This window comes from Armatimonadota bacterium, assembly GCA_020354555.1.
Classification (GTDB): domain Bacteria; phylum Armatimonadota; class Hebobacteria.
The window spans coordinates 2,194,493-2,201,448 of the sequence record CP070648.1 but is presented as its reverse complement, the minus strand read 5'-3'; the positions used below and the strand labels follow the sequence as shown (position 1 = coordinate 2,201,448).

The 6,956-nt window shown below is 63.2% G+C and carries 4 protein-coding genes; 3 read left to right on the top strand and 1 reads right to left on the bottom strand.

Annotation, left to right across the window (positions count from 1 at the left end; all coding sequences use genetic code 11):
* Positions 1-156: 156 nt before the first annotated feature.
* From JSV65_08995 to JSV65_08985, 3 genes are all read left to right on the top strand, one after another.
* Positions 157-1,233, top strand: coding sequence for a hypothetical protein (locus JSV65_08995; protein UCH36472.1), 1,077 nt, complete (start codon positions 157-159; stop codon positions 1,231-1,233).
* Positions 1,234-1,401: 168 nt separating this feature from the next.
* Positions 1,402-1,950: a hypothetical protein gene (locus JSV65_08990; GenBank protein UCH36471.1), complete on the top strand. Its 549-nt coding sequence runs from the start codon at positions 1,402-1,404 to the stop codon at positions 1,948-1,950.
* Between the two features lie 26 nt (positions 1,951-1,976).
* On the top strand, positions 1,977-2,558 hold the full coding sequence (locus JSV65_08985) for a hypothetical protein (protein UCH36470.1): 582 nt from the start codon (positions 1,977-1,979) through the stop codon (positions 2,556-2,558).
* Positions 2,559-2,738: 180 nt separating this feature from the next.
* Here JSV65_08985 and JSV65_08980 read toward each other — a convergent pair whose 3' ends face one another.
* A complete protein-coding gene (locus JSV65_08980) occupies positions 2,739-6,935 on the bottom strand; it encodes an ATP-binding protein (protein UCH36469.1) in 4,197 nt (1,398 codons plus the stop codon).
* Positions 6,936-6,956 lie beyond the last annotated feature (21 nt).

The following is a 6,956-nucleotide window of genomic DNA, read 5'->3' as shown; positions in this document are numbered from 1 at the left end:
ATCCCGACCATGTCCGCCACCGGCGGCCTGCCGACGAGCGAGATCGGCGACCTCGTCGCCGCCGCGGCGAGCAAGTGAGCAGGCACGGATCATCCGCAGACTTCCGTGCCGACGGCGCCTAACGCGGACTGACCGCGGACTAGAAGGCGAGGAATCATGCCCCTATCCGATCGCGAGAACTACCTGCGCACCGTCACCATGAGCGGCCCGGAGTGGATCCCGTGCAACATCGGCATCTCCGGCGCGTCGTGGGATCAATGGCGCGGCGAGATGGAAGACGCCCTCGTCCGCCACCCCACGCTCTTCCCCGGCTTCGAGAAGGGCAAGCGCAATTACGACGACTGGGACCCCGGCCCGGCCCACCGCGCCGGCGAGCGCTTCACCGACAACTGGGGCTGTGTCTGGCGCAGCGCCGTCAACGGCCTCGAGGGCCAGGTCGAGGAGCACCCGCTGGCAGATTGGAGCGCCCTCGACACCTATCGCGCGCCTGACCCCATGACCCAGGAGGACCGCGGCCCCGCCGACTGGGCGAAGCGCCGTGAGAATGCCGAGAAAGCCCGCGCTGACGGCAGGCTTACCTCCGGCGGCGTCGCCCACGGCTTCCTGTTCATGCGCCTGTGGTACCTGCGCGGCTTCGAGAATCTGATGATGGACATCGCGAACGACGACCCGCATCTGCCGCGCCTCATTGAACTCGTCGCGGAGCACGAGCGCCGCATCGTGCAGGAATGGCTCGACATCGGCGTGGACATCATGCAGTTCGGCGAAGACCTCGGCACCCAGACCGCGTCCATCATCAGCCCCGCGAAGTTCGCGCAGTACGTCGCGCCCGTGTACAGATCCCTCATGCAGCCGTGCCGCGCCGCGGGCGCCCACGTTGGCCTGCACAGCGACGGATACACGATGGAACTGATGGATCAGTTCATCGAGTGCGGCGTCAACATCGTCAACCCGCAGGACCTCTGCAACGGCATTGACGACCTCGCGCGCGAGGTCAAAGGGCGCGTCTGCATCCGCCTCGACGTTGACCGCCAGAGGATCGTTCCGTTCGGCACGCCCAGGGAGGTCCGCGACCTCATCGAGGAAGAGGTGCGCAAGCTCGGCTCCCCTGCCGGCGGTTTGGAGCTGATCGCCGGAATCTACCCGCCGACGCCGCCGGAAAACGTTGACGCCCTCGCCGGCGCGATGGAAGAGTTCCGCACGTACTGGTGGGACGGGCGAGCGAGGCAGTAGGGCAGGCACGCGAGAGGCGTGTAACGGTCCTCGCTTGCCAAACGGCCCGCGACCGAGGGCGGTCGCGCCACCATATTGTCCGGCACCCGTTCCCTCGGCCGCCCTCGCTTGCGCTCCCACGCCGCCGGTAGTATGCTTATCGCGGCGCAGCCCCCAGGGGGAAAGACGATGAAGGCCACGGTTCCGCCGCAGCAGAGGGAGGTGAAACTGGACGCCGTGCTCCAGGTCGCGGCTCCCGCTGCCTTCCTCCTCGCCCTCGCGGCCGCCTACCTCACCGGCTGGCGCGCCGAGTCCGCCGCAGCCTTCCCACTGATCGTCTTATCCTCCGACGCGCTCCTCGCAACGGCCCTCGCATTGGGCTACGCGGGCAGGCAGGCGATGCTGCACACCCGTCGGGACGTTGCCTGGTGCATCCTCTACGGAGCGTGGACCGCAGGCGCGTTCAGCCTCGTGGTGCGCCTCATCAACGTCTTCATCCCCTACTCCACGCGTCTCGCTTCCGGCAGGTGGCTGTTTGCGGCGGCCGGTATCCTCACCCACGGCGGCATTGGCATTCTCCTCGCCTGGCCGTATGCGCGTCGCGTGCTTCACGTGGATGCCGAGGAGTCGTTCGCCCACAACCGCGCGTGCGACCTGTGCCTGGCGACCGTGGCTGTGTTCTTCGTCGTCGCGGCTGTGAGCAGCCTCATCGCGCAGATCGCTCAGATCCAGGGGTGACTCGGTGAAGGCACCGGAGGCGAAGCATGGCGAGAGTAATCAAGCCGGCGTCCGATCAGAGCGGTGAAGGCCAGCCGCGGTCTCCACGTGCGGAGATCGCCTACTGGGCGCTGCCCATGCTCGGCTTCGCCCTCGCACTGATCCTGTCGTGGCGGGCCGCGCAGCAGCCGCGCTCACTTGACCTGCGCACTCCGGCGGTGCTGGTGATAAACGCCGCGCTGGCGGTTGCGGTCGCCCTGTGGTATGCCGCGAGTCAGGGAGCGCTGGCGCGAGCGAGCGCGGTGACGCAGTGCGTCCTCTACGGCATCTGGTCGGCAGCCGCGTTCCGGCTCGTGCCGCCGGTTCTCACGCTGGTCATATTCTTCCGGCTTACGCGCGGATCCGGGTCGAACTGGCCCGCCGCCTTAGTCATCACCTGCATCGGCGCGGCCATCCACGGCGGGCTGGTGCTTCTGATGACCTGGGCGCACGCTCGCCGGGTGCTGCAAGTGGAGGGTCAGCCGCTTTGGTCCGACGACGACCCCGTGCTGCGCCTCACCGTGACCACGCTGGTCGTCTTCTTCACCCTCGCGGCGGTCTTCCGCCTCATCGCCGCCGTGCAGGAGTAATCCAGGGAAACTGGTGGGGCAAGCGTATATCCTGGTCCTCGACGAAGGGCCCCTAGCTGGGCACAGATGATCCACAGATTTCGCCGATTCTCGCAGATTGTCTGGCCCGGCGTATGGGGGGGTGCGCAGTACTTGCGGCGTTCGGCGCGTGGAACAAGCCCGTGATGTAGCAGATCGCACTTACGTCATCTCGCCCTGCCCGTCAAGCAGGGACAGCCATCGGCTGTCCTTCCTCGCAAGTTCGCTTACAATCTCAAGGGCTGCCCTTCTGACGGAGTGGTCGGTGGACGCTTGCCCGGTTTTGACTATGTGTTTGACCTTGTCCTCCTCGTCCGCCAAGAAGTCGCGGGGCCCGACTTGGGCGACGCTCAGGAGCAATCGGAGTACCTCTCTCGGCGAGGTGTCTACGTGGCGATCGAGGTAGCCTATCAGCTTGTGCCTCTCCATGCCGCAGTCAGCGGCGTATGGAATCGTCCCCGCCAGCAGGTCCTGTAACTCTTCTGGCGCGTCCAGCGCGTAGTCGAGCCAAGTCGCGAACATCGCAGCTTCCTCAGGGCTGTCCTGAACGCCGAATGTTTCCAGGCGCGCCTGCCACAATCCCTTCGCGCGCTGCCATCGTGGCATCATCTGGTCAGGCGCTGAGGTCCGGGTCTCTTCGAGCCAGTCGCCGATCACTGACACGAAGTGAGATCGCAAGCGCCCCGTGGCCTTTTGCAGCAACTGAACGAGAGGAGCGTCACCAAGGTCGAGATCACCCACGGCATAGGCCAAAGCTAGGTGCGCGGCCAAGGCTTGCTCGGACTCTCGCACCTCGTACTCCTGATCACCGCGAGATCCAAGCCAGTCGACCCCACGCATATACTGATCCCGGAGCAGCGTAGCCGAGCCCTCGAAATATGTGTTGTTCCCTAGAAGATATCCATCCCACGCGGCATACCAGTAACTCTCGTCAATCGGAAAGAGGTCACCGAGGTTTGCGTCGACCCATTCGACGTCAAGCCATCGAAGCTGAGGCCACTGCATGGCCACCGCGCAATGTACGGCGGGGCTGCCGCATTGATTCCTAGATGCGAGTACGCTGGAGAGTAGCTCTAGCACATCGTGCTCGACCCTCTCGCCGCGTGGCAGACCTGAGAGGAGGGCACGCCGGAGCGAGACTTCGATCACAGCGGTGACCGCTCGCGGGCGATTACTACTCAAGGCCAAGGTGACCCAGCCCGCGCGTGCCCTCAAGCACGGCGTCTCGCGATCCTTGGTCGGGTCGGGGTCGGTCAATGCTGCTCTCCTCGCGAGATTGAGGGCCTGCGGGAGCAGGTCAGCCGGGATGCCAGCGTCTCGTTGCCGTGCGCCAGCAACTATAAGGTCCAACGCGGCCTCGCGAACGTTTCTTGAAGTGGTGACGCCCAGTCGTGGCTTGTCATCCCCCGGATCCACATCTTGGAGCGCGCTATCGCAGAGTTCTAGGACTGACCCCCACGGGAAGCTTCGGCCCTCTCGCAACGCGTCCTGTAGACCCCACAGAAAGCTGAAGACGTGCCGTCGTGGAAGCGAAGCGAATGCCATGGCATCCTGCGCGAACCGTTCGGGATCACGAGCCACGAGGCTTCTGATCTCCACGTCGTCTTCGTCAAATGGCTCCCGCACGTCCCCAGCGGATGCAAGCCTTACAGCGAGGTCAGCGGTGGATAGCAGCCCTAGATCCTCGGCTGGCGTGCTCGCAGTCCGGTGCGGCATCGAAGGCGACCGTTCTAGTTCCGTCAAGTCCCTGGGATCACCTACGCTGTTCCGGAGTCTGTCCATCCGCCCTCTCGCTTGGTCGGGCAGGTGATCCCGGATTACCCACAGGCGATCGAGGACCCAACGTTGGTTCCGGCCCCTCACTTCCTCGGTGGTCAGTCCTTTGCCCGCGTAACTCTCCATCACGCGAGCAAACCGATCTTGATCGGGAGGCCCCCTCATTATTCGCCGGACGAACCTCTCCTGAAGCGCGGAGTCAACAGAAGCAAACGTGTCCCTCACGAACAGGAAGAACTCGTGCTCAACGGAGTGGTCGTTTAGCACTCCGCGTCTTAGGTAGCAGTAGCGCACAAGATGGGGAAACGCAAGTGGGTTGATCCGGAGTACATGTAGGGCTAGACGGCGGAAGATTGAGTACCTGTGGCGGACATAGCGCGTCAGAATGTCATCAGCTTGTTCGGGCGCGATCTCAGCAAGCCTTTCGAGGCTATCGCGCAAAGGCCCTACGATTGAGTCCTTGTACTCATCGTAGGAATTGCCGTCGACCTCGATGGCCTTGCGCCACATGTATGAGTAATCGCTCGCGCGGTCTTCGACTTCGATTGCTTGCCGCAGGCGTTTAGCCAGAGTATGGTGTGTCTCGGTCGGCAGCGCCTGTGCAACTTTGGGGGCATGCTCCTCCATGATCGACTCGTATTCGACCACGGCAATCTCCGGCTCGACTCGGTGCGACGTACTCGTCGCTGCGCGGCCGTCGAGTCGCCATTCGGTCACGGCGTGTAACAGCTTGAGGGCTTCGCGTCTCCTGCCGCCCTCGGCCATCTTAACCATGAGTTGTGCAAGCAGCCGAGCTTCCGCCCATTGCCAACCGACCCACGACAGCAACTTAGGGATCAGGGGGCCACTGAACTCCGGAGGTAGACTCACGGCGGCCTTCATCAGGTGCCAACGCACGTGGGGTTCCTTGGTGTGACTCGCGCGGATGAGGATTGCTACCTCCCGCGGAAGCCTGGAGGCCATGCGTGCTACGTACAGAACCATGGCAAACTGTACTCGGCCATCTTCGTCCGTTCGGGATAGCGCATCGAACGTACCGGCTTTGCGAAGCGGCCGCAGCCAACGGGGATCGTTGAGTCCGTCGAAGAAGCTCGTGGCCAGGTCCGCCTGCTGCAGAGCCTTCGCGACCACTGGGATTAGGATCGCAACAGGCTCGTGCTTGCGCACCTGACGAAGGATGACCGCCTTGAAGACAAACGGTACAGCCTTGTCCTCCAAGGTCTGGAGAAGACCCTCTTTGCCCTCCGCAGGTCTATCGAGCCACATATCCGCCAGCCAGGCGCACACGCCCACGGCGTTCGGCATCTCGATGTCTTTGAGGACCTGCGCAAGCCATTCGCGTTTGCGCCACCACGCGTCAGCGGCATAGAAGAAATCCCGCAGTCTTCCGTGAGCCCACCTCCAGCGCTCCTGCCCAGCGTCCATTATCAAACCGCGGCTGCGCAGCCTTCGCTGAGCGCGGTGGAGCGGCTGGGGTCTGGCGAAGTCCCCAGTGGATGCACATAGCTCCTGTCGCGCCAGTTCAACAGCAGCACCAAGCGCTTCTTCCCCCTCCCGTTCTCGGACATCATCACGATACTTCAGCCAAAGCTTTAACTCGTTGACCGTACTCGGGACTCTCCGCCCATGAGCTACGAGCTCAGCTATGAGCCGAAGGTTCAGGAGATTCTGTGCCACCTCGATCAAGGATTCGGTCGGAGACGCGATCCCTAGTTTCCGAAGGAGCTCGCAGGCCTCGGTAGCATCTAGGTAGCTCGCATGCGTGCGCATAAAGGGAAGCGTGGCAACCGGCTTCCACGCCTCGGCCTCGTACTCGCGGCACGCAAGCAGCACGGAGACAGACTTAGCTTCCGACAGTTGCTGTACGGCGGTCAAGACAGCGTTTCCCCACGGTGTCCTGGCTGCATCGTCAAGCTGGTCGACGATCAGGTACGCTGGACGCTGCAACTCGTTGGCTTGCTGCAAAATGTTCGATACCGGCGTCATCACCCCGATCCTCGCCTGCACGTAGTCCCAATTAGCGTCCCGCGAGGCATCCACGAACAGGATGAGCGCCTGACGCGTTAGGTACAGCCGATCAAACACCTTCTTGAGAATCGCACTCTTCCCAATCCCGCCTGGACCCGTAAGGAGTACGCTTCGGCCTTGGCGCAACAGCTCAACGATTTGGTCGACTTCGTCTCTCTTCAAGTGGCCCAGCCTGGCCACCGATGATTCTATCCCCCTCACCATGATGCGAGATCGATTGCGTACGCGGTCGACGATGTCGGCCCATTGCTCGCCCTGAGCAAGCAGGGAAGAGAGCCAGTACCTGCTGGAGATAAGGCGCTTGTGTTGCGGGTCCTCCAGTGCGGACGCAATCCGAGCCGCGTGCCAGATCTCGACCACGATCTCCCTGCCCGTGATCTGAGAGAGAGCGTCGGCAGCCTCTCGCTCTTTGCGTTCTCGGACATCGGGTCCCACTGTCGCCGTGGTAAGGAAGATCCAAAGGCGAAGATCCTGCCGTTCGCCGTTCCTCAAGCGACGTTCGAGATCATGCAGTTCGTCTCGGAGCTTGGCGCGCCAGTTCGCCTGCGTCGACACTTCTCCGATTCCAACGCACTT

Coding starts and splice junctions, on each gene's coding strand:
- JSV65_08995 (UCH36472.1), top strand. CDS start 157: ATGCCCCTATCCGATCGCGAGAACTACCTGCGCACCGTCACCATGAGC.
- JSV65_08990 (UCH36471.1), top strand. CDS start 1,402: ATGAAGGCCACGGTTCCGCCGCAGCAGAGGGAGGTGAAACTGGACGCC.
- JSV65_08985 (UCH36470.1), top strand. CDS start 1,977: ATGGCGAGAGTAATCAAGCCGGCGTCCGATCAGAGCGGTGAAGGCCAG.